General features: G+C 36.2%; 23 protein-coding genes. All 23 read right to left on the bottom strand.

What is annotated here, in order from left to right:
* Positions 1-94 precede the first annotated feature (94 nt).
* A complete protein-coding gene (locus tag D9842_RS04435; protein ID WP_121661454.1) occupies positions 95-319 on the bottom strand; it encodes a YlzJ-like family protein in 225 nt (74 codons plus the stop codon).
* Positions 319-1,053, bottom strand: a complete 735-nt coding sequence (locus tag D9842_RS04430) for a ClpP family protease (RefSeq protein ID WP_121661453.1) — start codon at positions 1,051-1,053, stop codon at positions 319-321. Before D9842_RS04430 ends, D9842_RS04435 begins: the two co-directional genes overlap by 1 nt.
* A gap of 128 nt (positions 1,054-1,181) precedes the next feature.
* Positions 1,182-2,852, bottom strand: a complete 1,671-nt coding sequence (locus D9842_RS04425; protein ID WP_373995114.1) for a ribonuclease J — start codon at positions 2,850-2,852, stop codon at positions 1,182-1,184.
* A 217-nt stretch (positions 2,853-3,069) separates the two neighbouring features.
* Positions 3,070-3,948, bottom strand: coding sequence for a 4-hydroxy-tetrahydrodipicolinate synthase (gene dapA / locus D9842_RS04420; RefSeq protein WP_121661451.1), 879 nt, complete (start codon positions 3,946-3,948; stop codon positions 3,070-3,072).
* A gap of 97 nt (positions 3,949-4,045) precedes the next feature.
* Positions 4,046-5,263, bottom strand: a complete 1,218-nt coding sequence (gene dapG / locus D9842_RS04415; protein ID WP_121661450.1) for an aspartate kinase — start codon at positions 5,261-5,263, stop codon at positions 4,046-4,048.
* Between the two features lie 69 nt (positions 5,264-5,332).
* Positions 5,333-6,376: an aspartate-semialdehyde dehydrogenase gene (asd, locus tag D9842_RS04410; protein WP_121661449.1), complete on the bottom strand. Its 1,044-nt coding sequence runs from the start codon at positions 6,374-6,376 to the stop codon at positions 5,333-5,335.
* A gap of 127 nt (positions 6,377-6,503) precedes the next feature.
* Positions 6,504-7,106 carry a dipicolinate synthase subunit B gene (locus D9842_RS04405; protein ID WP_121661448.1) on the bottom strand — a complete coding sequence of 201 codons (603 nt, stop codon included), beginning with the start codon at positions 7,104-7,106 and terminating at the stop codon, positions 6,504-6,506.
* The gene (dpaA, locus tag D9842_RS04400) at positions 7,103-8,005 is read right to left on the bottom strand and encodes a dipicolinic acid synthetase subunit A (protein WP_121661447.1); all 903 of its coding nucleotides are present in this window, start codon (positions 8,003-8,005) and stop codon (positions 7,103-7,105) included. The genes D9842_RS04405 and dpaA overlap by 4 nt, the downstream gene beginning before the upstream one ends.
* A 217-nt stretch (positions 8,006-8,222) precedes the next feature.
* Positions 8,223-8,483 (bottom strand): YlmC/YmxH family sporulation protein, encoded by a 261-nt coding sequence (locus tag D9842_RS04395; RefSeq protein ID WP_066337647.1) that lies wholly within the window; start codon positions 8,481-8,483, stop codon positions 8,223-8,225.
* An 87-nt stretch (positions 8,484-8,570) separates the two neighbouring features.
* Complete coding sequence (locus D9842_RS04390; protein WP_121661446.1) at positions 8,571-9,812, bottom strand: M16 family metallopeptidase; 1,242 nt, start codon at positions 9,810-9,812, stop codon at positions 8,571-8,573.
* A 30-nt stretch (positions 9,813-9,842) separates the two neighbouring features.
* Positions 9,843-10,823, bottom strand: a complete 981-nt coding sequence (locus D9842_RS04385; protein WP_121661445.1) for a polysaccharide deacetylase family protein — start codon at positions 10,821-10,823, stop codon at positions 9,843-9,845.
* 132 nt (positions 10,824-10,955) lie between these two features.
* Positions 10,956-13,076 (bottom strand): polyribonucleotide nucleotidyltransferase, encoded by a 2,121-nt coding sequence (gene pnp, locus D9842_RS04380; RefSeq protein ID WP_121661444.1) that lies wholly within the window; start codon positions 13,074-13,076, stop codon positions 10,956-10,958.
* Between the two features lie 155 nt (positions 13,077-13,231).
* A complete protein-coding gene (gene rpsO / locus D9842_RS04375) occupies positions 13,232-13,501 on the bottom strand; it encodes a 30S ribosomal protein S15 (RefSeq protein ID WP_026559305.1) in 270 nt (89 codons plus the stop codon).
* 122 nt (positions 13,502-13,623) lie between these two features.
* The gene (gene ribF, locus D9842_RS04370) at positions 13,624-14,571 is read right to left on the bottom strand and encodes a bifunctional riboflavin kinase/FAD synthetase (protein WP_121661443.1); all 948 of its coding nucleotides are present in this window, start codon (positions 14,569-14,571) and stop codon (positions 13,624-13,626) included.
* Between the two features lie 66 nt (positions 14,572-14,637).
* On the bottom strand, positions 14,638-15,558 hold the full coding sequence (gene truB / locus D9842_RS04365; protein ID WP_121661442.1) for a tRNA pseudouridine(55) synthase TruB: 921 nt from the start codon (positions 15,556-15,558) through the stop codon (positions 14,638-14,640).
* A gap of 127 nt (positions 15,559-15,685) precedes the next feature.
* The gene (rbfA, locus tag D9842_RS04360) at positions 15,686-16,042 is read right to left on the bottom strand and encodes a 30S ribosome-binding factor RbfA (RefSeq protein ID WP_098796336.1); all 357 of its coding nucleotides are present in this window, start codon (positions 16,040-16,042) and stop codon (positions 15,686-15,688) included.
* Between the two features lie 17 nt (positions 16,043-16,059).
* Positions 16,060-16,338, bottom strand: coding sequence for a DUF503 domain-containing protein (locus D9842_RS04355; protein ID WP_121661441.1), 279 nt, complete (start codon positions 16,336-16,338; stop codon positions 16,060-16,062).
* Positions 16,335-18,518, bottom strand: coding sequence for a translation initiation factor IF-2 (gene infB, locus D9842_RS04350; protein ID WP_121661440.1), 2,184 nt, complete (start codon positions 18,516-18,518; stop codon positions 16,335-16,337). Before infB ends, D9842_RS04355 begins: the two co-directional genes overlap by 4 nt.
* Before the next feature lie 19 nt (positions 18,519-18,537).
* The gene (locus tag D9842_RS04345) at positions 18,538-18,843 is read right to left on the bottom strand and encodes a YlxQ family RNA-binding protein (protein ID WP_098796333.1); all 306 of its coding nucleotides are present in this window, start codon (positions 18,841-18,843) and stop codon (positions 18,538-18,540) included.
* A 4-nt stretch (positions 18,844-18,847) separates the two neighbouring features.
* Positions 18,848-19,120: an RNase P modulator RnpM gene (gene rnpM / locus D9842_RS04340; protein WP_121661439.1), complete on the bottom strand. Its 273-nt coding sequence runs from the start codon at positions 19,118-19,120 to the stop codon at positions 18,848-18,850.
* 13 nt (positions 19,121-19,133) lie between these two features.
* The gene (gene nusA, locus D9842_RS04335) at positions 19,134-20,267 is read right to left on the bottom strand and encodes a transcription termination factor NusA (protein ID WP_121661438.1); all 1,134 of its coding nucleotides are present in this window, start codon (positions 20,265-20,267) and stop codon (positions 19,134-19,136) included.
* Positions 20,268-20,401: 134 nt separating this feature from the next.
* A complete protein-coding gene (gene rimP / locus D9842_RS04330; RefSeq protein ID WP_121661437.1) occupies positions 20,402-20,872 on the bottom strand; it encodes a ribosome maturation factor RimP in 471 nt (156 codons plus the stop codon).
* A 397-nt stretch (positions 20,873-21,269) separates the two neighbouring features.
* Positions 21,270-25,583, bottom strand: coding sequence for a PolC-type DNA polymerase III (locus D9842_RS04325; protein ID WP_121661436.1), 4,314 nt, complete (start codon positions 25,581-25,583; stop codon positions 21,270-21,272).
* Positions 25,584-25,605: the final 22 nt, after the last annotated feature.

The following is a 25,605-nucleotide window of genomic DNA, read 5'->3' as shown; positions in this document are numbered from 1 at the left end:
ATACACAGTTATTTGTTATTTAAATTACAATGAAGAAAGCAGCCGAAATGGCTGCCTTATCAAAGAAGATCTATTTTATTATAACATAATAGAACTAGATGGTAGAAAGAGACATAGTAATTTTTTGACCTGGACATAACTCTGAATTTAAAAAATGCTGTGGATCGCTACTTAATACTCGTATAATCTCGTATTGGGCATTCTCAGATTGTTGAACAAGCAATTGTATCCCATTCATTTCAATGACTGATTGCTTTTTATATTCTTCTTCTGTATGAGGAAACATAAGTTCCTCTGGCATCATTGTGTAATATATCATTATTGAAGCACCTGATCATCGTCAGTTTTATCGAGTAAACTATTGAGCTTTTTAATTGCTTGTCCAACCCCACCTACTTCGTTTATCAAACCATATTCCACAGCATCCGCACCAACGACATTCGTTCCGATATCACGAGTTAGGTTTCCTTTCGAAAGCATAAGCTCTTTAAATTTTTCTTCACTAATATTTGAATTCTTTGTCACAAAATTAATAACACGCTCTTGCATCTTGTCTAAATATTCGAAAGTTTGCGGAACCCCAATAACAAGACCAGTTAACCTTACTGGGTGAATGGTCATTGTTGCAGACTCAGCGATGAAAGAATAATCACAAGATACTGCAATTGGAACCCCAATTGAATGACCACCACCTAAAACAATTGATACTGTAGGTTTAGATAAGGATGATAGCATTTCAGCTATCGCAAGTCCGGCTTCAACATCTCCACCAACGGTATTAAGAATAACTAATAAACCTTCAATATTTGGATTTTGTTCAATTGCAACAATTTGAGGAATAACATGTTCATACTTCGTTGTTTTGTTTTGTGGTGGTAGTTGAATATGTCCTTCAATTTGTCCCACAATTGTTAAACAGTGTATTTTTGAATCGTTTCCCATTTGAGGAACATTCGTTTGTCCTAATTGTTGAATTTTTTCTACAATAGAGGTCTCTTTTCCTTCTGGTTTTTCAGTAGCCTCATTTTTTATGTAATGATCATGATTTGTCATGCTAGCCATCCTTTCCAATTTCATTCTTTCTGTAGTATTGACAACCTCACTATTTTCATACAAATGAATAGAAAAGAACCAAAACAAAAAGCATTGAAACTACTCAATGCTTTTTAACTAACACTAGATTAAATTTCCATGATAATTGGAAGAATCATCGGTCTTCTTTTAGTTTTTTCATATAAAAATTGATTTAATGATTCACGGATGCTCAGTTTAATTGAAGACCATTCAATAGAGTGTTCTTGCATACTACGTTCTACGATGTTTGAAACTACTTTAGTTGCTTCTCCGATTAGTTCCTCAGATTCTCTTACATATACGAATCCTCTTGTGATAATCTCAGGACCTGAGGTTATCTGCTTTTTCTGCTTATTAAGTGTGACGACTACAATTAAAATGCCATCTTGTGATAATAATCGGCGGTCTCGAAGAACGATATTACCAACATCGCCAATCCCTAAACCATCAATCAGAACGTTCCCCGAAGGTACTTTTGCACCGGTATAAACATTTTGTCCTTTGAACTCTACTACATCTCCTTTATCAACTAAGAAGATATTTTGAGGTTCAATACCAACCTGTTTTGCCAGTTTTTCATGAGCCTTTTGCATTTTAAATTCGCCATGAATTGGTATGAAATATTTTGGCTTCGTTAAATTAAGCATCATTTTTAATTCTTCCTGATACCCATGTCCCGAAACATGTATTTGTTTTTGTCCAAAAATCACATTGGCTCCCGCTCTACTTAATAGATCAATTGTTTTAGAAAATACCAGTTCATGACCCGGTATTGGTGTTGCAGCAATTAGGACGGTATCTCCATCTGTTACATTCACCAATTTATGTGACTGCTTAGCCATTCTAGATAAAACAGCAAGTGGCTCACCATGATTACTTGTTGTTAATATGGCCACTTCATTTGATTCATGTTTATCAATTTCATTTACTGAAATGAAGAGTTCTTCCTCTTCAACAGAGATGTAGCCGAGATTTATCGCTAAATTTAGTATGTTTTTCATATTTTTTCCAACAACAGCTAATTTACGATTGTTTTTCACTGCTGCATTAATGACTTGTTGGATTCGATATAAGTTTGAAGCGAAAACAGCAACTATTACTCGTCCATCTGCATTGTACATAACATCTGAAATTTCTCCACCTACTATGGCTTCTGAACCAGAATAACCTGGTCTTTCCGCATTTATACTATCAGATAGTAAGCATAAGACACCGTTTTCACCTAACTTAGCAATTTTGCCGATATCCATATGACTATCAGCTACTGGTGTTTGGTCAATCTTAAAATCTCCAGTATGAATAATCGCTCCCAAAGAAGTCTCAAAACTAATTCCTACTGAATCGGGGATACTGTGATTTGTTCTAAAAAAAGATATTTCTGTACTTGGAAATGACAAAATCGTTTCATTATCAATTTCTTTGACAAACACAGATTGTCTCATACGATTTTCTTTTAACTTTTCTCCAACCATAGCCAAAGTAAGCTTTGTCCCATATATTGGAACACTTAAATTGTTGAGTAAATAAAAGATGCCACCGATACTTTCATCATGACCGTGTGTTAAAAAGATCCCCTTTATTCTTTCCTCATTTTCCTTAAGGTAAGTAATATCCGGTATGACCATATCGATTCCTAACATACTACCTTCTGGATACATTAAGCCGGCATCAATAACAAATATGTCAGAATTAATTTCAACAACAAACATATTTTTCCCGACTTCTCCTACTCCACCTAGAGCAATTAATTTTATATTTTCTGTTTTTTCCATGAAAATCCTCCCCACTGAAGTACCCGTTCAACGTCACTTAGAAATATTATAACTGATGAAAGAAATGGAATACAAGGAAATTTTCGCCGTATAATATATGAGTGTTTTCCCAAGATGCATAAAATGATTTAATTTTTGGGATTAATCAGTTAATAAAGACAATAAAAAGAAGAGACACCTGTGTAAGTTTTTATACTTACTTCAAGCATCCCTTCTTATATATTTATCTTAGGTTTTTATCAATAACATCCATTAATTCGTTTCGTTCTGAACTTGTTAACGGTAATAAAGGTAAGCGCACTGATCCAACATCCAAGCCTTTAACTTGTAGTGCTGTTTTTACAGGACTAGGATTTGGAGCAGCAAAAAGTTGTTTCATAATTGGTAGTAAAGTACGATGCTGCTCTGCTGCTGCAGCATGATCACCATTTTCAAAAGATGAGATCATTGCCTGCATTTCGTTACCAATAATATGTGAGGCAACAGATACTACACCATTCCCACCTATTGAAAGAGCTGGTAGAGTTAAACCGTCATCACCAGTATATAGTGCGAAATCAGCGTCGGTTTTTGAAATGATATCGGCCATAGCATCTAAATTACCGCTTGCTTCTTTTATAGCTACAATGTTTGGAATTTCCGATAACCTTACAATTGTATCTACAGTCATGCTGATCACACTTCTACCAGGAATATTATATAACATTACTGGCAGCTTTGTAGATTCTGCTATGGTTTTAAAGTGCTGATATAAACCTTCCTGACTTGGCTTGTTATAATAAGGAACAACAAGCATTATAGCATCTACACCAGCTTCTTCAGCTTGCTTAGTTAATTTAATGGAGGCTGCTGTATTATTGCTGCCTGTTCCAGCGATAACAGGAACTCTGCCATTAACTTCTTTAACAGAGTGTTTAATTAATGCAACTTTTTCCTCAGTACTTAAAGTTGGAGATTCCCCTGTTGTACCCGCAATAACTAATGAATCAGAACCATGATTTATAAGGTAATCAATCAATGTTGATGTTTTTTGAAAATCAATATTTCCATTTTTATCAAATGGTGTTACCATTGCTGTTGATACTTTACCAAAAAGACCCATTCTTACCTTCACTCCTTATGTTGCATTCTGACGTAAAATGCTTCAGCGCCATATTTCCTTATGAATCAAGGAAATTCCAAGCATTTTTTCTCTCTTTTTATTCTGATAGATCAAAAGCTTCATGTAAAGCATTGACCGCTTTTATCATATCATGTTCTTTTACAAGAACCCATATTGTTGTATGGCTATCTGCAGATTGTAGTATTTGTATCCCTTGTTCTGATAAAGCTGTTACGATTTTTGAAGTTACACCTGGAACCCCCATTATACCAGCTCCAACTGCAGATACTTTTGCACAATGGCGGTTAACGATAGGTTCATAACCTAACCCCTCAAGAATATCAATGGCCTGATTCGTTACTTCATCTGTAACAGTATAGATCACTGATTTAGGTGTGATGTTGAAGAAGTCAACACTGATTCCTTCTTTTGCCATTGCCTTAAATACTTCTGTCTGCACATCATAATGTCCTTCTTTTGCTGCTACTTTTATCTGAGTTACATTAGAAACATGAGCAATTCCGGTAATAAGGCTTTCATGAACATCACTGCCTTTTTTAGCGGAATGATTTGTCGTAACTAATGTTCCTGTTGATTTTGAATAAGTGGATCTAACTCGAATCGGCACCTCTGCTTGCATAGCAATTTCCACTGCACGAGGATGGACTACTTTTGCTCCTTGGTAAGCAAGGTTTACAATTTCAGTATACGTGACTTTTGTCAAAGGCTTTGCGTTCTCGACAATACGTGGATCTGCTGTCATTACCCCTTCGACATCTGTAAAAATATCCACATATTCTGCTCCTAATGCTGCACCAAGAGCTGCTGCCGAAGTGTCACTGCCTCCTCTTCCAATAGTCGTGGTATCTCCACTTTTTATGGAAGCTCCTTGGAATCCTGCCACAACGACTACATCTTGATTAGTTAGGATATCTAACAAACGCTCACAATTCATTTCCAGTATTTTCGCATTTGTATGATCGTCATTTGTAATAAATCCAGCCTGTGCTCCAGTTAGGGAAGTAGCTTTAATCTTATTTTGATTTAGGAGGCTCGAAAAGACAATTGATGAAATAACTTCACCACATGAAAGTAACATATCTTGTTCTCTTTTGGAAATGTTACCAATATTTCCATACACCAAGTCTAAAAGTGTGTCAGTAGCATAAGGATCGCCACTTCTTCCCATGGCAGATACTACTGCCACAACTTTATAGCCATCATTTAATGCGTCTTTAATATGCCCAAGAGCCATTTGACGACCACGATCATCTTTGACGGATGTTCCTCCAAATTTTTGAACGATAATTTTCAACTGTAACACCTCTACTATAGACGTGAGAGAAGAGAGCTGGCAAACGACCATGCTCTCTTCCTATAAAGATTAAACTAATTGTAATTTAACTAAACTTTCAGCGATCTGTACAGAATTCCATGCAGCACCTTTTAATAGGTTATCAGAGACAATCCACATGTGGAAACCATTATCGCGGTCTAAATCTTTACGGATTCTGCCTACGAAAACATCATTCTTCCCAACACAATTTGCCGGCATTGGATATAACTGCTGAGACGGATCGTCTTGAAGAGTAATTCCATCTGAATTTTTTAGCAACTCTTTTAGTTGTTGTGCTGAAACGTCCTGAGAATCAACTTCAACATAAACAGACTCAGAGTGACCAGTTTCTACAGGTAACCTTACACAAGTTGCAGCAACATGCAACTTGGGCATAGTCATAATTTTCTTCGTTTCGTTTATCATTTTCATTTCTTCAAATGTAAATCCATTTTCTTGGAACTTATCAATTTGTGGAATCGCATTAAAAGCAATTTGATAATGCTTTTCATCACTACCTACAGGCAGAATTTCTGGAGTAAATTCTTCACCATTTAAAATAGCTTTTGACTGTTCCTTTAGTTCGTTAATAGCAGCTGCACCAGCTCCTGAAACTGCTTGATACGTTGACACAATTACTTTATTTAAGCCATACTGCTTACGGATTGGTTCAAGGGCTACAACCATTTGAATTGTTGAACAGTTTGGATTAGCAATAATCCCGTTATGATTTTTTAAAGCTTCTTCGTTTACTTCAGGCACTACTAATGGAACATTTTCATCCATTCTATATGCACTCGTGTTGTCTACAACAATTGCTCCTCGTTTTACAGCTTCTGGAGCAAATTGCTTAGATACACTTCCACCTGCACTGAATAACGCAATCTGTACGCCTTCAAAGCTTTCAGGGGTTGCAACTTGAACAGTATATTCTTCATTCTTGAACATTACCTTTTTACCGGCAGAACGCTCAGAAGAAAGCAAAGTTAATTTTGAAATAGGAAAATTACGTTGTTCTAAAGTATGAAGCATTTGTTGCCCTACTGCTCCTGTTGCTCCGACTACTGCTACATGATAACCTCTTGCTTCCATTTAACACTAGCTCCTTCCAGCTATATCTTTATACTTTATATATAGCTTCAAATCTTTTACGTATTATTCTATCACATTAATTGTCGAATGGATTAAAAATTTATGATTCTTTCATTGAATTGTGCAATTAATTCTCTAAATCACGGAATTTTTCTACAACTACTGGTTGAAATTGTTTACCTTCTAAAGCTGCTAATACTGTATCTAGCAATGATTCCATTCTTGCCACCATTGAATTTGGCTTTTTATCTGGCATATCCTGACCAAATGGAATAAAGTAGATATCTTTTGTTGCCATAAGACGCATTAAGTTTACACCATTCAATCCTAATGCATCATTTGTAGAGATTCCAAGTACTACAGGACGATGAGTCCGAAGAGTAGCCTTAGCTGCCATTAATACAGGAGAGTCTGTTAAAGCATTGGCAAATTTACTCATGGAGTTACCTGTTAATGGTGCGATAACCATACAATCAAGTGGCAATTTTGGTCCTAGTGGCTCTGCCGCCACAATTGAATCAATTACTTTATTGCCAGTTAATTCTTCAACTTTCTCTACCCATTCTCCAGCTTTACCAAAACGTGTAGTTGTATTTTTCACAGTATGAGAGACAACTGGTATAATGTCAGCTCCTTCATCCATTAATGACTTAATTTGTGGATATACCTCTTCATACGTGCAGTGAGAACCCGTCATTCCAAATCCTATTCTTTTACCTTCTAATTTCATGAAGAAGACCCCTTTCCATCTATTTTTAACTCACCCAAAAGTTGTGATAAAACATTTGCAACAATTTGCCCGGCTGATTTAGGTGCAACGATTCCAGGCAATCCTGGAGCCAATAATGCTTTAATTCCACGTTTTTCTGCATACCGGAAATCAGTTCCCCCTGGCTTTGATGCTAAGTCTACAATTAATGTGTGTGCCGGCATATTTGAGATTACCTTTGCTGTGACTAATAAAGATGGAATTGTGTTGATACAAACATCAATGTCTTTCACTTCTCGTTGAATATCGTCAATATGAAATGGCGTAAGCCCCATTTCTGTAATTCTTGCTAGATCCGCTGTATCTCTGGCACCTACTTTTACTTTTGCACCTAGTGAGGCAAATGTTCTTGCTACACTCATTCCGACTCTCCCTAACCCAAGGACCGCTATGGTTGAGCCATGAATTGTGATATCAGTATGCTGAATGACCATCATAATTGTTCCTTCTACTGTAGGTATTGAGTTATATATTGCAACATCATCTCGTTCAAATAATTGAATTAATTTTCTATTTGTTGTACTTACAAGGTTATCTAGATATGAATTTGAGATGCCGGAATATATCGTACAATGAGAAGGTGTTTGTTCTAGTAATTCTTCTGATAAAATAACTTCTTCATTTGAAAATACAGTATCTACGACCCCCTCATGATTCGTACCGGGGATAGGCAAAATTATGGCATCTATTTCATTAAATTGAACCTCATCTATCTTGACTTTTGTAGCACCTGTAAAACCATGATCAAGCTGATCAAAACCGATGAGCAAAAGCTTTGCGTCAAGTTCAGTTAATTTACGGATAACTTCTAGCTGCCTTGCATCGCCACCGATTACAGCTACATTTAATCCAGTTAACATGTCGAAAGTTCACCTTCTTTTTACATGTGTTTCTAATTTCTTTTTTAAATCCTAGGATAACTTACTTCAACATACTATGTAGAAATAGTTGTATGGGTGAATAAACAGAAGAAATTAAAGAAGAGTCTTTTGATGTGACGGAGATAGAAGAAGCTTAAACGAAATCAGTATGTTTCTCAAACAAAAAAACGATTGGCTTAACACCAATCGTTAGCAATTAAGATTCAATTTTTTCAATTTGTTCATCTGGGATATCAAGAATAATCATATCTGTTCCAATCTTTTTAATATGCTGCCAAGGAACTCGGATTTCTTGTCCTTGCTTTCTTAAGCCAAACCATTTTAGCGAAGGAATAATTAATGTAGTAATTTGACCAGTTTGCTCATTAATTTCTAAATCAGTTTGGCCAAGTACTCCCAAGCGCTCAGCACGCTTTACATCTACAATTTCTTTTCCACTTAATTCACTTAATCTCATGTCCATTCCCCCTTACTATATCTTATCAATGGACCTTATAAAAAAATGCCTACATTTATTAAAAATAGTAGGCATTTTTCGCATCAATTAAGATTTTAAACTCTCTGGAAGTGTTCCATCAGGACTTATTAACGCTACAGAATAAGAATCTGTAAACAATTGGTTAGCTAAAGTATTTACACTTTCTTCAGAAACCTCATTTACTTTGTCAATGATTGAATCTAATGAACGGTGATAGCCTAGTAAGAGCTCGTTTTTACCATTTCTGCTCATTCTACTATTCGTACTCTCAAGACTTAGCATTAGACTTCCTTTCATTTGTTCCTTGCTGTTTGCTAATTCTTTTGCAGTAATTCCATCCGCTTTTAAAGTTGATAATGTCTCCTGAATTGTTTCAAATAATACATTTAATTGATTCCTTCCTGTCCCACCATAAATTGTAAGGAGTCCATTATCTTCATAGGAAGAATGGTAGGAGAAAACAGAATACGCAAGTCCTTTTTGTTCACGTACATCCTGGAACAAGCGACTGCTCATACTTCCACCTAATATATTATTTAACACAATTAAGCTGTAAATATTATCATGACCAACTTCTAGACCATTATAGCCTAAACAAAGATGTGCTTGTTCCGTATCCTTTTGCTTGGCTAATTTTTGATCCAAGAACGTTGGTTTTCCGATTTCGTGTTTTTGAGCATTTGTTTCATAAGAACCAAAGAATTTCTCAACTTCTTTAATAAAGCCTTCAGATACATTCCCTGCAACAGAAACAACAACATTTTCAGGAGTATAGTGATTGTTCATATACTCTCTTAATGTATCACCGTTAAAAGATGCAAGAGTTTCTTCAGTTCCAAGAATAGGATAACCTAGTGGGTGATCACCATAAGTAGCTTTACTTAAAATATCATGTACAATATCATCAGGTGTATCATCGTACATTTTAATCTCTTCATAAACAACATTCTTTTCTTTTTTCAACTCTTCCTCATCAAATGTTGAGTTAAAAAACATGTCTGCTAGCACATCAAGCGCATAGTTAGCATGATCATCAAGAACTTTTGCATAATAACAAGTATATTCTTTAGAAGTAAATGCATTTACTTGGCCACCAATGCTATCGAATGATTCAGCGATTTCACGAGCTGATCTTGTTTTTGTTCCTTTAAAAAACATGTGCTCTAAAAAATGAGAAACTCCGTTAATTTTTGGCTCTTCATTACGTGAGCCTGTTCCAATCCATACACCAATTGCAACTGATCGAACCGTCGGGATATTTTCTAGTACAATTCTTACTCCATTTTGACAAGTATATTTTTTGATCAAGAAAGTTCCTCCTTCATGTTGCCATTCTTCTTATTTATCCTCATCTACATCTTTTATTGATAACCGTTCTTCGTTTACAAGCATTGATACTGATCCGAAGGAATATCCTTTTTGTTTAATGGATAATATTAACGTTTCAAGGCTCTCAGATGTAGAGGAAGTAGGATGCATTAAAATAAGTGCCCCATTATGAACTTTATTCATTACTCTTGAAACTAACACATGTGGTTCTGGACGCTGCCAATCAATTGTGTCTACGCTCCACATAACTGTTTTCATGCTCATTTCATCCGCAATTTTTACTACCTCATTTTTAAAGCTACCACTTGGGGGAGCGAACCAAGTTGGAGTAATATCAGTTACTGATTTTATCACTTCGTTTGTCTTCGAAAGTTGTTCTCTTATATTACCGCTGGATAATTGACTCATATCTGGATGTGAATAGGAATGATTTCCAATTTCATGGCCAGCATCTACAATCATCATTGCCATATCCGGATTTTCTTTTACCCATCTTCCTTCAAGAAAAAAGGTGGCCTTTACATGGTACTTATTAAGCGTCTCAAGCATATCAGGTATGTACTCATTTCCCCATGCTACGTTAATAATGAATGACACCATCGGTTTATCAGGATGTCCACGATAAATTGGCTCAGAAGGTAAATCTTCTAAATGAACAGAAGGCTTGACTTGTCGGTATACAAGAAGGCTTTCATCAAAGGTTCCCTTTGCTTTCATCTTCTTGTAGGACTCATCTATATCCACCTCTAAACCATTATAACCAGGCGTGGCCTTCCATACTTTATGTACTTCCGCATTTTGAGCAGGAATATTGTATTCCGGTGCTTTTGCTGCAATTTCTTCATATAAATCGTCTTGATGTTTAGACACTGTTACACTAGCATGCTTTATTTGATCAACATATGAAGATGTAAATGGATTTTGTAAAAATCCGATGCTAACAATTAAGATTAAGGCAAATCCCACAATATGAATCATTTTCCTTTGCATTCAATATCCCCCTTTTCACTAAAAAATATGTAAAAAGGGGACAAGGTAGAACAAAAAACGGAATACTAAAGTAACATCTTAAATCTTTTAAATCGAAAAAGAAGACCGGATACCCTGGCCTCCTTTATAGAATCAACCTTGCTGTTCTGGTTGATTTTCTTTTTGTTCTTTCAATACTGCTTTTCTAGATAAATTAACACGACCTTGTTTATCAATTTCAGTTACCTTTACAAGTAGCTCATCACCAATTGAAACAACGTCTTCAACTTTTCCAACACGTTCCTCTGCAAGCTCTGATATGTGAACTAAACCATCTTTACCCGCAAAAATTTCTACAAATGCTCCGAACTTTTCAATTCGTTTTACTTTACCAAGATATAGTTGTCCAACAACAACTTCTCGTACAAGATCTTCAATAATTTTCTTCGCTTTTTGGTTCATCTCATCATTTACTGATGAAATGAAGACAGTACCATCTTGCTCGATATCAATCTTAACTCCAGTTTCTTCAATAATTTTATTAATTTGCTTTCCGCTAGGACCAATAACATCTCTAATTTTATCTGGATTAATCTTCATTGTTAAGATCTTAGGTGCATATTGAGAAAGCTCACCTTTTGGAGTGGAAATGGTAGCAAGCATCGATTTTAAGATTTCCATTCGACCCTTTTTCGCTTGTTGTAATGCTTCTTCAAGTATTTCTCTTGATAAGCCTTCTATTTTAATATCCATTTGTAAAGCCGTTACACCTTTATCAGTTCCGGCTACCTTAAAGTCCATATCACCAAGAGCATCTTCCATACCTTGGATGTCTGTTAAAACTGTATAGTGTTCCCCGGATTTTACTAGTCCCATTGCAATTCCAGCAACAGGAGCCTTAATCGGAACACCTGCATCCATCATTGCTAACGTACTTGCACAAATACTTGCTTGTGAAGTAGAACCGTTTGATTCAAGAACTTCTGATACTAAGCGAACTGTATATGGGAAGTCTTTCTCAGATGGAATAACTGGTTCTAATGCTCTTTCACCTAGCGCACCATGTCCAATTTCACGTCGTCCTGGTCCTCTCATAGGTCCAGTTTCACCAACACTAAATTGTGGGAAGTTGTAATGGTGCATAAAGCGCTTGGATTCCTCAATACCTAGTCCATCAAGAATTTGTACATCACCCAACGCTCCAAGTGTACATATACTTAATGCTTGAGTTTGTCCACGTGTAAACAAACCTGAACCATGTGTTCTAGCTAATAACCCAACTTCAGAAGACAGTGGGCGAATCTCATCAACACCACGTCCATCAGGTCTTACTTTTTCTTCCGTAATTAAGCGACGTACTTCTGCCTTTACAAGTTTTGATAAGATTTGTTTAACCATCTTAATGGTGCTCTCATCAGCTTCTTGTGCCTCAAATTTCTCTACAACATTGTTTTTCACAGCGCTGATCGCATCTTCACGTGCATGTTTCTCTTGAACCTGAATAGCTTGTAATAAGTCACCCTCTGCAAACTCTCGAATTTCTTTTTCAAGATCGGCATCAAGATCGAATAGCTCAATTTCCATTTTTTCTTTTCCAACAGCTGCAGCTACTTCCTCTTGGAAAGAGATTAAACGTTTTATTTCTTCATGCCCAAACATGATAGCTTCTAACATTGTTTCTTCTGGAACTTCATCAGCACCAGCTTCAACCATATTAATGGCGTCTTTTGTACCAGCTACTACTAAATGGATATCACTTTGTTCTGCTTGTTCAACTGTTGGGTTAATGACAAATTCATTATTGATTCTTCCAACAGTAACACCCGCAATCGGTCCCTCAAAAGGAATGTCAGATACACAAAGTGCTAATGAAGATCCAAACATAGCAGCCATTTCAGAAGAACAGTCTTGATCAACACTCATCACAATACTAATAACCTGAACTTCATTTCTAAAACCATCAGCAAATAAAGGTCTAATTGGACGGTCAATCAGTCGGCTAGCTAATATAGCTTTTTCACTTGGTCTTCCTTCTCTCTTGATAAATCCTCCAGGAATTTTTCCTACAGCATATAAACGCTCTTCGTAATTAACTGTTAAAGGAAAAAAGTCTAAAGGTTTTGGATCTTTTGATGCGGTAGCAGTGCTTAAAACTGCCGTATCGCCATAACGAATCATTACAGACCCGTTTGCTTGTTTTGCAAGCTGGCCGATTTCAACAGTAAGGTTTCGACCTGCCCAATCTATGGAGAACGTTTGTTTATCTTGTCCCATATATGTAAAACTCCTTCTCTATTTAGTCACGTTATGTAATAGTATGAACCAATTAAATTCAACATATCAGTGTAGTTTTTATATGTAACGATTTTTTATAGGAATCAATTTTAAATACACTAAAAAAGCGGGAAAAAATCCCGCTTTTTTAGTAATTATCGACGTAAACCAAGCTTGTTGATTAACTCACGATAACGAGTAACGTCTTTATTACGTAGGTAAGTTAGTAAGTTACGACGTTTACCTACCATTTTTAAAAGACCGCGACGTGAATGGTGGTCTTTTTTGTGAACACGTAAGTGATCGTTAAGATTATTGATGTCCTCAGTAAGGATAGCAATTTGAACCTCTGGAGATCCAGTATCTGACTCATGTGTTTTATATTGAGCGATTAGTTCATTTTTACGTTCTTGTGTGATAGCCATCCTTTTCACCTCCTTATTATAAAAACCCCAATTACCGAGCAAACGTTGGTGAATCGATTTGCCAAGCAATGGTTTTAAACTACATCAATTAGAATACTATTTTTTCATAAAGAATGCAAGGCTTATACCATCTTTTTATGAAAGAATTGTTCGGCAGCAGCCTTGTCTTTAGAAATTTGCTCAATGAGCTCATCAACATTATGGAATTTTTTTTCACTTCTTATACGTTTAAACCATGAAACTGAAACTTTTTGACCATAAATTTCTCTATTGAAGTCAAATATGTGAACTTCAATACTAGGTTTTGGGGATTTGTCGTTGTTAAAAGTTGGCTTATAACCAATATTACAAACCCCATCAAAGATAACAGTATCAATATCTATTGTAACAGCATAAACACCAGTTGGAGGTATTAGATAATGCTCTTCGACCTCAACATTAGCAGTTGGAAAACCAATTGTTCGTCCTCGTTTATCACCATGAACTACTATACCAGCAACTGAATGAGGTCTCCCTAAAAGTGTCTGTGCATACTCAACATCACCACTTCTAATAACCTCCCGAATCAGAGTCGAACTAACCTTCCGATCATGATCTGTTATTTTTTCCACAGTTGTATGTAAAAACTGCTCTCTTGAATGAAACGGAATAGTTTCCATTGTTCCTTTGCCCAGGTGTCCATATGTAAAATCAAAACCTGCTACAACATGCTTTACATTTAACTTAATAATATAATCATCCACAAATTGTTGTGGCAATAAAGCAGCAAACTCCTTGGTAAATTCAACTACGAACAATAAATCTACATCAAGATCTTGTATTAACTGTATTTTCTCTTCTAAGGGAGTAATATAATCAATATCTTCCTTTTTACGAAGAACAACAAGTGGGTGTGGATGAAAGGTCATTACGGCACTTTTCATTCCAGCTCCTTTTGCTATTTCTTTCGCTTTTGTTATTACTTTTTGATGACCTTTATGTACTCCGTCAAAATAGCCTAATGCCATGACCATTTCAGGAAAATCAAGTTGATTTATGTTATGTGGTTGAGACAATCTTATTATTTTCACGGTAGCTTCACCTATTTTCACTTTTTGCTGTATGATTTAATTTGATTAGGTACTTCATCATACAACTTACGCTTCATTTAGTAGTACCTTAGTGGGTTTCATCAAATTTAATTTGTTGGGATGCTTTCCATAGATCGCTAAACAGCGGTCGTCATGATCATAGACAACAATTGGAACACCCACTTCAATGTCCTTAAATTGTGACGGTAATTCTAACACTGCACCATTTTTTACTTTCTCTGCTAGAGTATCATGGATTATCAGTTTCGGCAAATCATATAATGCTTCGCCTATAGGCAGCAATTTGCTTTGTAACTCATCATTTTCGATCGCATTTTCTATTTCTTCAAAAGTTAAGCAGTCTTCAATTTTAAAATTTCCAGATTTTGTTCTAATTAAATGTGACATATGTGCTGGGTAGTCTAATTTTTCACCTATCATTACAGCCAATGTACGGACATAAGTACCTTTAGAGCAAGTAACACGGAATTGGAACTTTGTGAGATTGTCTTCGTTATGAACATCACCAAGAAGCACAAGCTCATTTATTGTAATGGTCCTAGCCGGCCTTTCGATCTCTATACCAGCTCTTGCATACTCATAAAGTTTTTTTCCGTTAACTTTAACAGCAGAATACATGGGAGGAACTTGCTCAATTGTACCAACCATTGAATTTAATACATGCTTAACTTTTTCCTCTGAAATAGGTGATTGTACACTTTGCCTTTTAACAATTTCCCCTGATGCATCCTCAGTTGTTGTTGAAAAACCAATCGTTACCTCAGCTTCATAGGTTTTTGTTGCAGCTGTTAAATATTCTACAATCTTTGTTGCTCTACCAAGGCATATAGGAAGTACCCCAGTTACATCTGGATCTAACGTGCCTGTATGACCGACTTTCCTTGTTTTTGCCAACCTTCGCATTCTTGCGACACAATCATGAGATGTCATACCAGCAGGCTTATTAAGTAAAAGAACACCTTCCATATTGTTCCTCCTTCATTCATTTATTAAGTATTTAGAAATGTTTAATAGTGTTGGAATAAAAAATGCTTTATGTTAGTATCTCAAAAAATAAAAGGGATAGACGAAATCGCCTATCCCAGAAAAGGAGTTAATCCTCCTCTTTATTTTCAACATTTAACTCATGAAGAAGAGTTTCAATACGATTACCGTAGTCAATTGACTCATCAAATTCAAATTGAATCTCCGGTGTTTTTCTAAGACGAATTCGTTGACCAATTTCAGACCTAATAAAACCTTTTGCTTTCGCTAAGCCTTTAAGAGTATTTTGTCTTTGCTCCTCATCTCCTAGGACAGAAATGAACACCTTTGCAATCTGAAGATCTCCAGATACACTTACATCAGTTACAGTAACAAAGCCAATACGCGGGTCTTTTATTTTACGACCGATAATATCGCCTAGTTCTTTTTTCATTTGTTCCCCGACACGGTTTGCTCTTAAGCTCATGTCAATCACCTCTTCATTTAAAACCATTCAAACGTTGTAACGGTTCTTTCTATTTCAGGAAACGAATCAATAAAGTTTAGGACATGATTTAATTCCTTTTCTGTTGAAACCTTTGAGGACGTAATGGCAACAATCCCAAATTTTGTATGCTGCCATGTGTCCTGAAAATCAATTTCTGAAATAGAAACATTGTACTTTTGTTTGATTCTTGTTAAAACTCTTTGTAAGACCGCTCGTTTCTCTTTTAATGACTGTGTATCATAAATCAAACATTCACAATCAACGTAGCCGATCATTTACGTTCGATTTCCTCCATCACATACGCTTCAATAATGTCGCCTTCTTTAACATCATTGTAGTTTTTAATTGTGATACCACATTCATAGTTACGTGCAACTTCTTTTACATCATCTTTAAATCGTTTAAGTGTATCAATTTCACCTTCGAAAATAACAATTCCATCTCTGATTAGGCGTATCCCACTATCACGGGTAATTTTACCTTCCGTTACATAACAACCAGCAATTGTACCAATTTTAGATACTTTGAAAGTTGTGCGGACTTCTACTTGACCGATAACTTTTTCTTCAAATTCAGGATCAAGCATACCTTTCATTGCGGATTCAATTTCTTCAATTACTTTATAAATGATACGGTGTAAACGGATATCTACTTCTTCGACGTCAGCTGTTTTCTTAGCACCAGCATCTGGACGAACGTTAAAACCGATAACAATTGCGTTCGATGCTGCAGCTAAAATAATATCAGACTCCGTTATTGCCCCTACACCTGTATGGATGATTTTAACTCGAACACCTTCAACATCAATTTTTTGTAAAGCAGCTGCCAAAGCCTCTACTGAACCCTGTACATCGGCTTTTACAATTAAATTGATATCTTTGATTTCGCCTTGCTTAATTTGTTCAAATAGGTCATCCAGACTAAGCTTAGAGCCTTCGCTTCTTTGTTCATCTAGCTTCTTCTGAGCTCTGGCTTCTCCAACTTGACGAGCAGATTTTTCATCTTCAAATACCATAAACTGGTCCCCTGCTAAAGGAACATCATTTAAGCCTGTTATCTCAACAGGAGTAGATGGAGCCGCTTCTTTTACACGTCTTCCAAGATCATTAACCATTGCACGAACACGGCCAAATGTATTTCCTACAACGATTGGATCACCAACGCGTAATGTACCATTTTGAACAAGAAGTGTTGCAACAGATCCGCGACCTTTATCAAGTTGTGCCTCAATAACTGTTCCAGTTGCACGACGATTAGGGTTCGCTTTTAATTCTTCAACTTCAGTAACTAATAAAATCATTTCTAAAAGATCATCAATACCATCACCTGTTAGAGCAGAAACAGGTACAAAGATAGTATCTCCACCCCAAGCCTCTGGTACTAGTCCATGTTCTGTTAATTCTTGCATCACTCGATCTGGATTAGCTGTTGGTTTATCTACTTTGTTAACAGCTACGATAATCGGTACTTCTGCTGCTTTGGCATGGTTAATGGCTTCAATCGTTTGTGGCATAACACCATCATCAGCAGCAACAACTAAAATCGTAATATCTGTAACCTGTGCTCCACGTGCACGCATTGTTGTAAATGCAGCGTGTCCAGGAGTATCAAGGAAGGTAATCTTTTGATCATTTGCGACAATTTGGTAGGCACCAATATGTTGCGTGATTCCTCCTGCTTCACCTTCTGTTACTTTTGTGTTTCGGATTGAATCAAGTAACGTTGTTTTACCATGGTCAACGTGACCCATGATTGTAACAACTGCCGGACGAATTTTTAGATCTTCTTCACGATCTTCTTCTTCGTATTTCTCAAATTCCGTTTTTTCAAAAACGATTTCTTCCTCTACCTCAACGCCATATTCACCAGCAATAAGCTCAATTGAATCCTTGTCAAGCTCTTGATTGATTGTAGCCATTGTTCCTAGCATTAAAAGCTTTTTAATGATTTCGGAAGGCTCTTTTCCAAGTTCAGACGCCAATTCACCAACTGATAAGCTTCCAGAGAATGTGATTTTTTCAGGTAGCTCTTTTTTTGGCTTAGGTTGTTGTTGTTGTGCAGGACCTCTGTTGTTGTTTCGTTTGTTATTATTGTTTTTCTTCCCTTTATTGTTATTAAAAGGTTTGTTATTCGCTTGATTTTGCTTTTTATTATCGCGATTTTGATTATTAGGAGCTTGCTTTTTAGTTGAAGGTTTTTGTTGTTCGTTATTTGGTTTGTTGTTTTGATTCTCTTTTGTATTATCCACTTGTTTCCCCGGTTTCTTTGAAGATTCATTATCTGCTTTTTCTTCATTATTACTTTTATATTTTTGATCAAGCTTTGTAATAACATGATCCTCAATTGTTGACATATGATTATTCACTTCAACATTCATTTCTTGTAACGTAGAAATAATGTCTTTGCTTGATACATTTGTTTGTTTTGCATATTCATATACTCTCATTTTTGTCATACGTTCACCCCCAAGAATATTAATCGAGCAAGGTTTTTAACTTTGCAGCAAAGCCTGCATCATTTATCGCTACAACAACTCTCGCTTCTTTACCAATTGCCTGACCTAACTGGTAGCGATCTTCAACCATTTTAAAGGGGACCTGATAAAACTTACATTTATCTGTTACCTTTTTCATTGTATTAGCGGATGCATCTTGTGAAAGAAGAACTAACTTAGCACGTTGTTGTCTTACTTCCTTAACAACAAGCTCTTCTCCAGAAATAACTTTTCGTGCTCGATTTGCTAAGCCCAATAAGGACGTCCATTGTTGCTGCTTACTCATCTATTTATTGCTTCTCCTTCTCAGCCAATTGAAGTAACTCTTCATAAACACCTTCGTTAATATTTGCTTTTAAGTGATTGGCAAGAATATTTTTCTTTTTTGCTAAAAGAATGCATTCTTTATCAAGAGTAATATATGCACCTCGTCCATTTTTTTTACCGGTTAAGTCGACAGAAACATCGCCTTCCTTTGACCGGACAACTCGGACAAGTTCTTTTTTTGTCTTCATCTCTCCTGTTGCAACACATTTACGCAAAGGAATTTTACGATTGTTCATGTGATTTCACCTCTTATTCACTAAACTCAGGGTCTTGTACACTTGTTAAGAGCGGTTCATCATCAACATCAACATCATCAATGTCTGTTTTTTGAACAGGATAAATACCAGCCTTTTCTGCATCTGTTTCACTCTTGATGTCAATTTTCCAGCCAGTTAATTTTGCAGCTAAGCGGGCATTTTGACCACGTTTACCAATTGCTAGCGATAGTTGGTAATCTGGAACAATGACAGTTGTTGCTTTTTCTTCTTCATCAACTAAGACCTCAACTACTTTTGAAGGACTAAGTGCATTAGCAACAAATTCAATTGGATCCTGCGACCATCTAACGATGTCAATTTTTTCACCCTTTAATTCGTTAACAATTGCCTGTACACGCTGCCCCTTTGGTCCTACACATGACCCAACTGGATCCACTTCTGGATTATCAGAGTGAACGGAGATTTTTGAACGGTCTCCTGCTTCACGAGAAACTGATTTTATTTCAACTGTTCCATCATAGATTTCCGGAACCTCAATTTCAAATAACCTCTTTAATAAACCTGGATGTGTTCGTGATACAAAAATTTGTGGGCCTTTTGTTGTTTTCTCAACTTTTGTAATAAAGACCTTGATGCGATCATGTGGACGATATGTTTCATTAGGCATTTGTTCACTAACAGGGAGTAATGCCTCAATTTTACCAAGGCTAACATAAATGAATTTCGAATCTATTCGTTGAACGATGCCTGTCATAATATCTTCTTCGCGATCAATAAATTCACCGTATATAACGCCACGCTCAGCCTCACGCACACGTTGTGTAACAACTTGCTTAGCTGTTTGTGCTGCAATTCTCCCGAAATCTTTTGGTGTTACTTCCATTTCAATAACATCATTAACCACATAGTTTGGGTTAATACTTTGCGCTTCACCAATTGATATTTCTAGTCTAGGATCATAAACCTCATCAACTACATCTTTACGAGCAAACACTTTCATCGTACCTGTTTCGCGATTTAAATCTACTCGCACATTTTGAGCTTGATTGAAGTTTCGCTTATAGGCAGAAATTAGTGCCGCTTCAATTGCTTCAATAATTACTTCTTTACTAATGCCTTTTTCCTTTTCTAAAATTGTTAAGGCATCTAATAATTCACTACTCATTTTAACGGCTCCCCCTTAAAAAATAAGCTACATGGAAATGTGTTGTGTACCATTCTTATCATTAACGAGAGTTAACATAAAAGAACTTCACAATTTGTAAAACAGTCATTTGGAGATATTAGTTTAAAAGTAAGCTAAAAGATTACAGCTAATCTAGCTTTAGCCACTTTATCATACGGAATCTCAATTTGTTTTTTTCTAGTTTTAATGGTAACAGTAACGAAAAGAGTTTGACCGTCAAAATCAGTTAAAACACCCTCAAAAACTTTTTCACCATTAATTGGTTCATATGTTTTGATATGAACTTGCTTACCGATTGCCTTCTTTATATCCGCTTCTTTTTTTAATGGTCTCTCAGCACCTGGTGAGGAAACCTCTAAAAAGTAATTATGCTGAATAGGATCTAAAGCATCGAGTTTTTCACTTAGCCTTTCACTTACTACTCCACATTCTTCAATATCAATGCCTGTCTCAGAATCAATAAATAATCTTAGAAACCAATTAGAGCCTTCTTTAACATATTCAATATCAACTAATTCAAGGTTCATATCCTCCAAAATTGGTGTTACTAATTGTTCAACGATTTCTGTTACTTTTTTGCTCATTCTCTTCCTCCTTGTAAGAAAAGCGCAATGCTCCTGCCCTTTAGGCATCAAGCATAAGTCAATGGTGAAATTAAGTTATTTTTTAGATAATGAACTTTTTTCTTCAAAATGAACATTCCCTCATCCATGACTACACACGGAGCTAAGCGCTCTAGCTTAACCTGAACAGAAGCAGTTTGACACCTTTAGCTGCTGAAAAACCCTGCCTTTTGAGCAGGGAATGGTATGTAGTATACTATCCGAATGACGAGGGCGATTACAATACGAAAGAGTGGGTGATTACCCCACTCTTTTCCTCTGCTTATCGTTAGCATTTCCACTAAAAGCATAACATAACCGTGTTTTTTATGCAAATTTATCCTTTGAAGGAATAAAAGATTAAATAAGAAAAGAACCTTTAAAAAAGAGACAATTGGTTTTGATCTGGTAATTCATCCAAACAACCATGATTAGTAAGGTATTCGATGATTGTTTTTGACACCTTACCTCTTTGCTGTAAATCTTCTTTTGATAAAAATTCTCCTTCTTCTCTTGCTTTAACAATGTTAATCGCAGCATTCGTTCCGAGTCCTGGTATTGAATTAAAAGGTGGAATTAGTGTATTACCATCAATTAAAAATTCATCAGCACTAGAACGATAAAGATCTACCTTTTGGAATGCAAATCCTCTTTCACACATTTCTAATGATAATTCTAAAACAGTAAGAAGGTTTTTTTCTTTTGGTGATGCATCTAAGCCTTTTAAATTAATTTCTTCTATTTTTGCTTTAATAGATGCTGACCCTTTGACCATTGTATCAATATCGAAATCATCTGCACGAACAGTAAAGTATGCAGCGTAATATAAAAGAGGTAAATGAACTTTGAAATAAGCAATACGTACCGCCATTAAAACATACGCAGCAGCATGGGCCTTAGGGAACATATATTTAATCTTTAAGCAAGAATCAATATACCAACCTGGCACTTCTTGTTTTTTCATTTCCTCCATCATCTCATCTGTTAAGCCTTTACCCTTACGAACGGATTCCATGATCTTAAATGCAAAAGAAGGCTCTAATCCTTGATAGATTAGGTATACCATAATATCATCACGACAGCCGATAACTTCACTCAATGTACAAGTCTTATTGTGGATAAGTTCCTGTGCATTTCCAAGCCAAACGTCTGTACCATGCGATAGACCTGAAATTTGAACAAGCTCAGAAAAAGTTGTCGGTTTTGTATCTTCTAACATTTGGCGAACAAATCGTGTACCGAATTCAGGAATTCCAAGTGTTCCTGTTTTACACATAATTTGTTCTTCTGTTACTCCTAATGATTCCGTTCCACTAAAGATCTTCATAACCTCTGGGTCATCGGTTGGAATTGTTTTAGGATCAATTCCACTTAAATCTTGTAGCATACGGATAACCGTTGGATCATCGTGTCCAAGAATATCAAGCTTTAATAAGTTATCGTGAATTGAATGGAAGTCAAAATGAGTAGTTCGCCATTCAGATCCAGTTGCATCAGCTGGATATTGAATTGGTGAGAAATCAAAGATATCCATGTAGTCAGGTACTACGATAATACCACCCGGGTGCTGACCGGTTGTTCTCTTTACACCTGTACACCCTTGTACAAGACGGTCAACCTCTGCTCCTCTATAAATGATGTTACGATCATTCGCATAACCTTTTACATATCCGTAAGCTGTCTTTTCTGCAACTGTACCTATTGTTCCTGCACGGAAAACATTATCTTCACCGAACAATACCTTTGTATAGTTGTGTGCTGTAGGTTGATATTCACCGGAGAAATTCAAATCGATATCAGGAACTTTATCACCTTTAAATCCTAAGAACGTTTCAAAAGGTATATCATGTCCATCTTTCGTATATTGAGCTCCACACTTTGGACATTCTTTGTTTGGCAAATCAAATCCAGAGCCAACTGATCCATCATTAAAAAACTCAGAGTGCCTGCAATCAGGGCATACATAATGCGGAGGTAGGGGATTAACCTCTGTAATCTCCGTCATTGTCGCAACAAAAGAAGATCCTACAGAACCACGTGAACCTACAAGATATCCATCGTCGAGTGATTTTTTTACAAGTTTATGTGAGATCAAGTATATAACAGCGAACCCATGTCCGATAATACTTTTTAATTCCTTTTCTAAACGCGCTTCAACAAGTTCTGGTAGATTTTCACCATAAATACTTCTCGCCATCGAGTAACTCATTTCCCGAATTTCTTCATCGGCACCTTCAATTTTTGGTGTATATAGATCATCTTTTATTGGTTTAACTTCTTCAATCATATCGGCTATTTTGTTTGTATTTTCTACTACGATTTCTTTCGCCTTTTCTGTGCCAAGAAATGAAAAAGCATTTAGCATTTCATCTGTTGTGCGAAAATGAACATCCGGTAGCTCATGGCGATTTAATGGATTAGCTCCACCTTGAGAACTAACCAATATTTTGCGATAAATTTTATCAACAGGATTAAGGTAATGGGCATTCCCCGTTGCCACAACTGGTTTATTTAATTTTTCACCAAGCTTCACAATATTCGTTACAATTTCCTGTAGAGCATTGTTATCCTTTATATAATCAAGCGTGATAAGGTGTTGATAAACTTCTAAAGGATGCACTTCTAAATAATCATAAAATGCAGCGATCTCCTCAACTTCCTCAGGAGATTTTTGCATCATCCCTTCAAAAACCTCTCCTTTATCACATGCTGATCCAATAATAAGACCTTCACGGTGTTTATTAAGCTGTGAGCGCGGAATTCGTGGAACTCGATAAAAATAGTTAATATGTGAGATTGAAACTAATTTAAATAGATTTTTTAACCCTGTTTCATTCTGAGCAAGAATTGTTGCATGATATGGACGAGAACGCTGGTAGGCATTTCCTTTTCCCATATTTTCATTAAATTGATCATGATATTCGATTTCTTGTTCAGCAGCATCTTTTAACATTTTAATAAGCAAGTATCCTGTTGCTTCCGCATCATAAATAGCACGGTGATGCTGTGTTAACTCAATATCAAACTTTTTACAAAGAGTGTTCAATCGGTGGTTTTTCATTTCAGGATATAGAAATCTACCTAACTCTAATGTATCAATTACAGGATTCTTTGCTTTTTCCTCACCTAGAAGTTTTTTATACCCAACATTTAAAAACCCCATATCAAAGCTTGCGTTGTGCGCAACTAAAATGTCGTCCCCAATCCATTCTTTAAATTTCCTTAATACTACGTCTACATTTGGGGCATCCCTTACCATATCGTCCGTAATACCAGTTAAATCGATTGTTGTAGCTGACAGTGGATGGTGTGGGTTAGCAAAGGATTCAAAGCGATCAACAATTTCACCGTCACGAATCTTAACAGCTGCAAGCTCAATAATCGTATCGTAAACTGCAGAAAGCCCTGTTGTTTCAACGTCAAACACAACATAGGTTTCTGCTGACAATAAACGATGTTCAGAATTATAAGCAATCGGAACCCCATCATCTACTAAGTTGATTTCAACACCAAATAACACTTTGATTCCATTCTTTTTCCCGGCAGAATAAGCCTCTGGAAAGGATTGTGCAACAGCATGATCTGTTAGAGCTATTGCTTTATGACCCCATTTCTTCGCTTGCTCAATATATTTGCTAACTGAAGTGACAGCATCCATTTGACTCATTGGTGAATGTAAATGTAATTCGACTCGCTTTTCATCTTCAGGTGCAGTATCTTGTCTTTCTCTAGGTGCAACTTCATTGATATCATTTGCAATCATAACTAGATCTCGGACAAAGGTGTCATTTTGGATACTACCTCTTACTTTAAGCCACATACCTTTCTTTACAGCTTGTACCAATACTGCATCTTCTTTATCTCTCGCAAACATTTTCACTAGTATTGAGCTTGTATAATCAGTAATTTTAAAGGTTAATAATGTTCTTCCACTTCGTAATTCTCTTGTTTCAGCATCAAAAACATAACCCTGTAATGCTACTCTTCTTTCTTCATCTTCAATGGAAGCCATTGTTCGAATTTCTTCATCATCTTTAATTGTATAACCGATTGTTAATGGTCCGGAAAGCTCAGGCTGAATTGAATCCTCTTTTTCTGCATTTTCCATGTCAGTTAACGCTTGGAAACCTCTTGCTTTATCTTCTTGAAGCTTCTGCTCTTGAAATTGCTTAATCTCTTCTTCTGTTACTGCTACAGTCGTATCCATTTGAAAGGTTGGAAAGCCAAACTGCTGAAAGCTTTCTTGAATAAGAGAAGCATATTTTCTTTTTATCGTCATTGCTTCTGTATCGTTTTTTGTTTTTACGATTACCTTCAGCCCTTGAAGGGTTGGCTTTTGCTCATTTAGTAAAGCAAGCATCGGAGGTGAAATACCATCCATCTCTTGAATACAAATTGACCAATAATCTTGTACTAACTTTTCATCAAAAGCTTGGTCTCTTGCTTCAAATGTAAAAGATACATCTGCAATATGTGAAAAAGCCTTTGATAGTTTTGTTTTAAATAAATGGTACACATCAAAGGGTAGAATTTTATCAAATTGAAAATGGAAATGCCATTTTTTCAATTGCTTATGAACAGTTAATCTAGCAATTGATCCATTTCTAAAATGAACAACGGCTGCATCTTCTGTTAAATTTATTTGCTGGAGCAGGAGTTGAAATCGCTCAATTTGGTTGTTTAACATGTCCATGACCTTTTATATCCCCTCTCCC

Origin of the sequence: Metabacillus litoralis, assembly GCF_003667825.1 — a bacterium.
Classification (GTDB): domain Bacteria; phylum Bacillota; class Bacilli; order Bacillales; family Bacillaceae; genus Metabacillus; species Metabacillus litoralis_B.
Note: the sequence above shows the minus strand (reverse complement) of the source record. Positions and strands in the feature narration are given on the sequence as shown.

Excerpts from the sequence above, each read along its gene's own strand:
- rbfA (WP_098796336.1), bottom strand. The coding sequence starts at position 16,042 with ATGAGCTTAAGAGCAAACCGTGTCGGGGAACAAATGAAAAAAGAACTA.
- dpaA (WP_121661447.1), bottom strand. The coding sequence starts at position 8,005 with ATGTTAACTGGATTAAATGTAGCTGTAATCGGTGGCGATGCAAGGCAG.
- D9842_RS04345 (WP_098796333.1), bottom strand. The coding sequence starts at position 18,843 with ATGAGTAAGCAGCAACAATGGACGTCCTTATTGGGCTTAGCAAATCGA.
- rnpM (WP_121661439.1), bottom strand. The coding sequence starts at position 19,120 with ATGAACAATCGTAAAATTCCTTTGCGTAAATGTGTTGCAACAGGAGAG.
- infB (WP_121661440.1), bottom strand. The coding sequence starts at position 18,518 with ATGACAAAAATGAGAGTATATGAATATGCAAAACAAACAAATGTATCA.
- D9842_RS04325 (WP_121661436.1), bottom strand. The coding sequence starts at position 25,583 with ATGGACATGTTAAACAACCAAATTGAGCGATTTCAACTCCTGCTCCAG.
- rimP (WP_121661437.1), bottom strand. The coding sequence starts at position 20,872 with ATGAGCAAAAAAGTAACAGAAATCGTTGAACAATTAGTAACACCAATT.
- rpsO (WP_026559305.1), bottom strand. The coding sequence starts at position 13,501 with ATGGCTATCACACAAGAACGTAAAAATGAACTAATCGCTCAATATAAA.
- D9842_RS04355 (WP_121661441.1), bottom strand. The coding sequence starts at position 16,338 with ATGATCGGCTACGTTGATTGTGAATGTTTGATTTATGATACACAGTCA.
- D9842_RS04435 (WP_121661454.1), bottom strand. The coding sequence starts at position 319 with ATGATATATTACACAATGATGCCAGAGGAACTTATGTTTCCTCATACA.
- dapA (WP_121661451.1), bottom strand. The coding sequence starts at position 3,948 with ATGGGTCTTTTTGGTAAAGTATCAACAGCAATGGTAACACCATTTGAT.
- nusA (WP_121661438.1), bottom strand. The coding sequence starts at position 20,267 with ATGAGTAGTGAATTATTAGATGCCTTAACAATTTTAGAAAAGGAAAAA.
- D9842_RS04405 (WP_121661448.1), bottom strand. The coding sequence starts at position 7,106 with ATGAAATTAGAAGGTAAAAGAATAGGATTTGGAATGACGGGTTCTCAC.
- D9842_RS04385 (WP_121661445.1), bottom strand. The coding sequence starts at position 10,823 with ATGCAAAGGAAAATGATTCATATTGTGGGATTTGCCTTAATCTTAATT.
- truB (WP_121661442.1), bottom strand. The coding sequence starts at position 15,558 with ATGGAAGGTGTTCTTTTACTTAATAAGCCTGCTGGTATGACATCTCAT.
- pnp (WP_121661444.1), bottom strand. The coding sequence starts at position 13,076 with ATGGGACAAGATAAACAAACGTTCTCCATAGATTGGGCAGGTCGAAAC.
- D9842_RS04395 (WP_066337647.1), bottom strand. The coding sequence starts at position 8,483 with ATGAGATTAAGTGAATTAAGTGGAAAAGAAATTGTAGATGTAAAGCGT.
- D9842_RS04430 (WP_121661453.1), bottom strand. The coding sequence starts at position 1,053 with ATGACAAATCATGATCATTACATAAAAAATGAGGCTACTGAAAAACCA.
- asd (WP_121661449.1), bottom strand. The coding sequence starts at position 6,376 with ATGGAAGCAAGAGGTTATCATGTAGCAGTAGTCGGAGCAACAGGAGCA.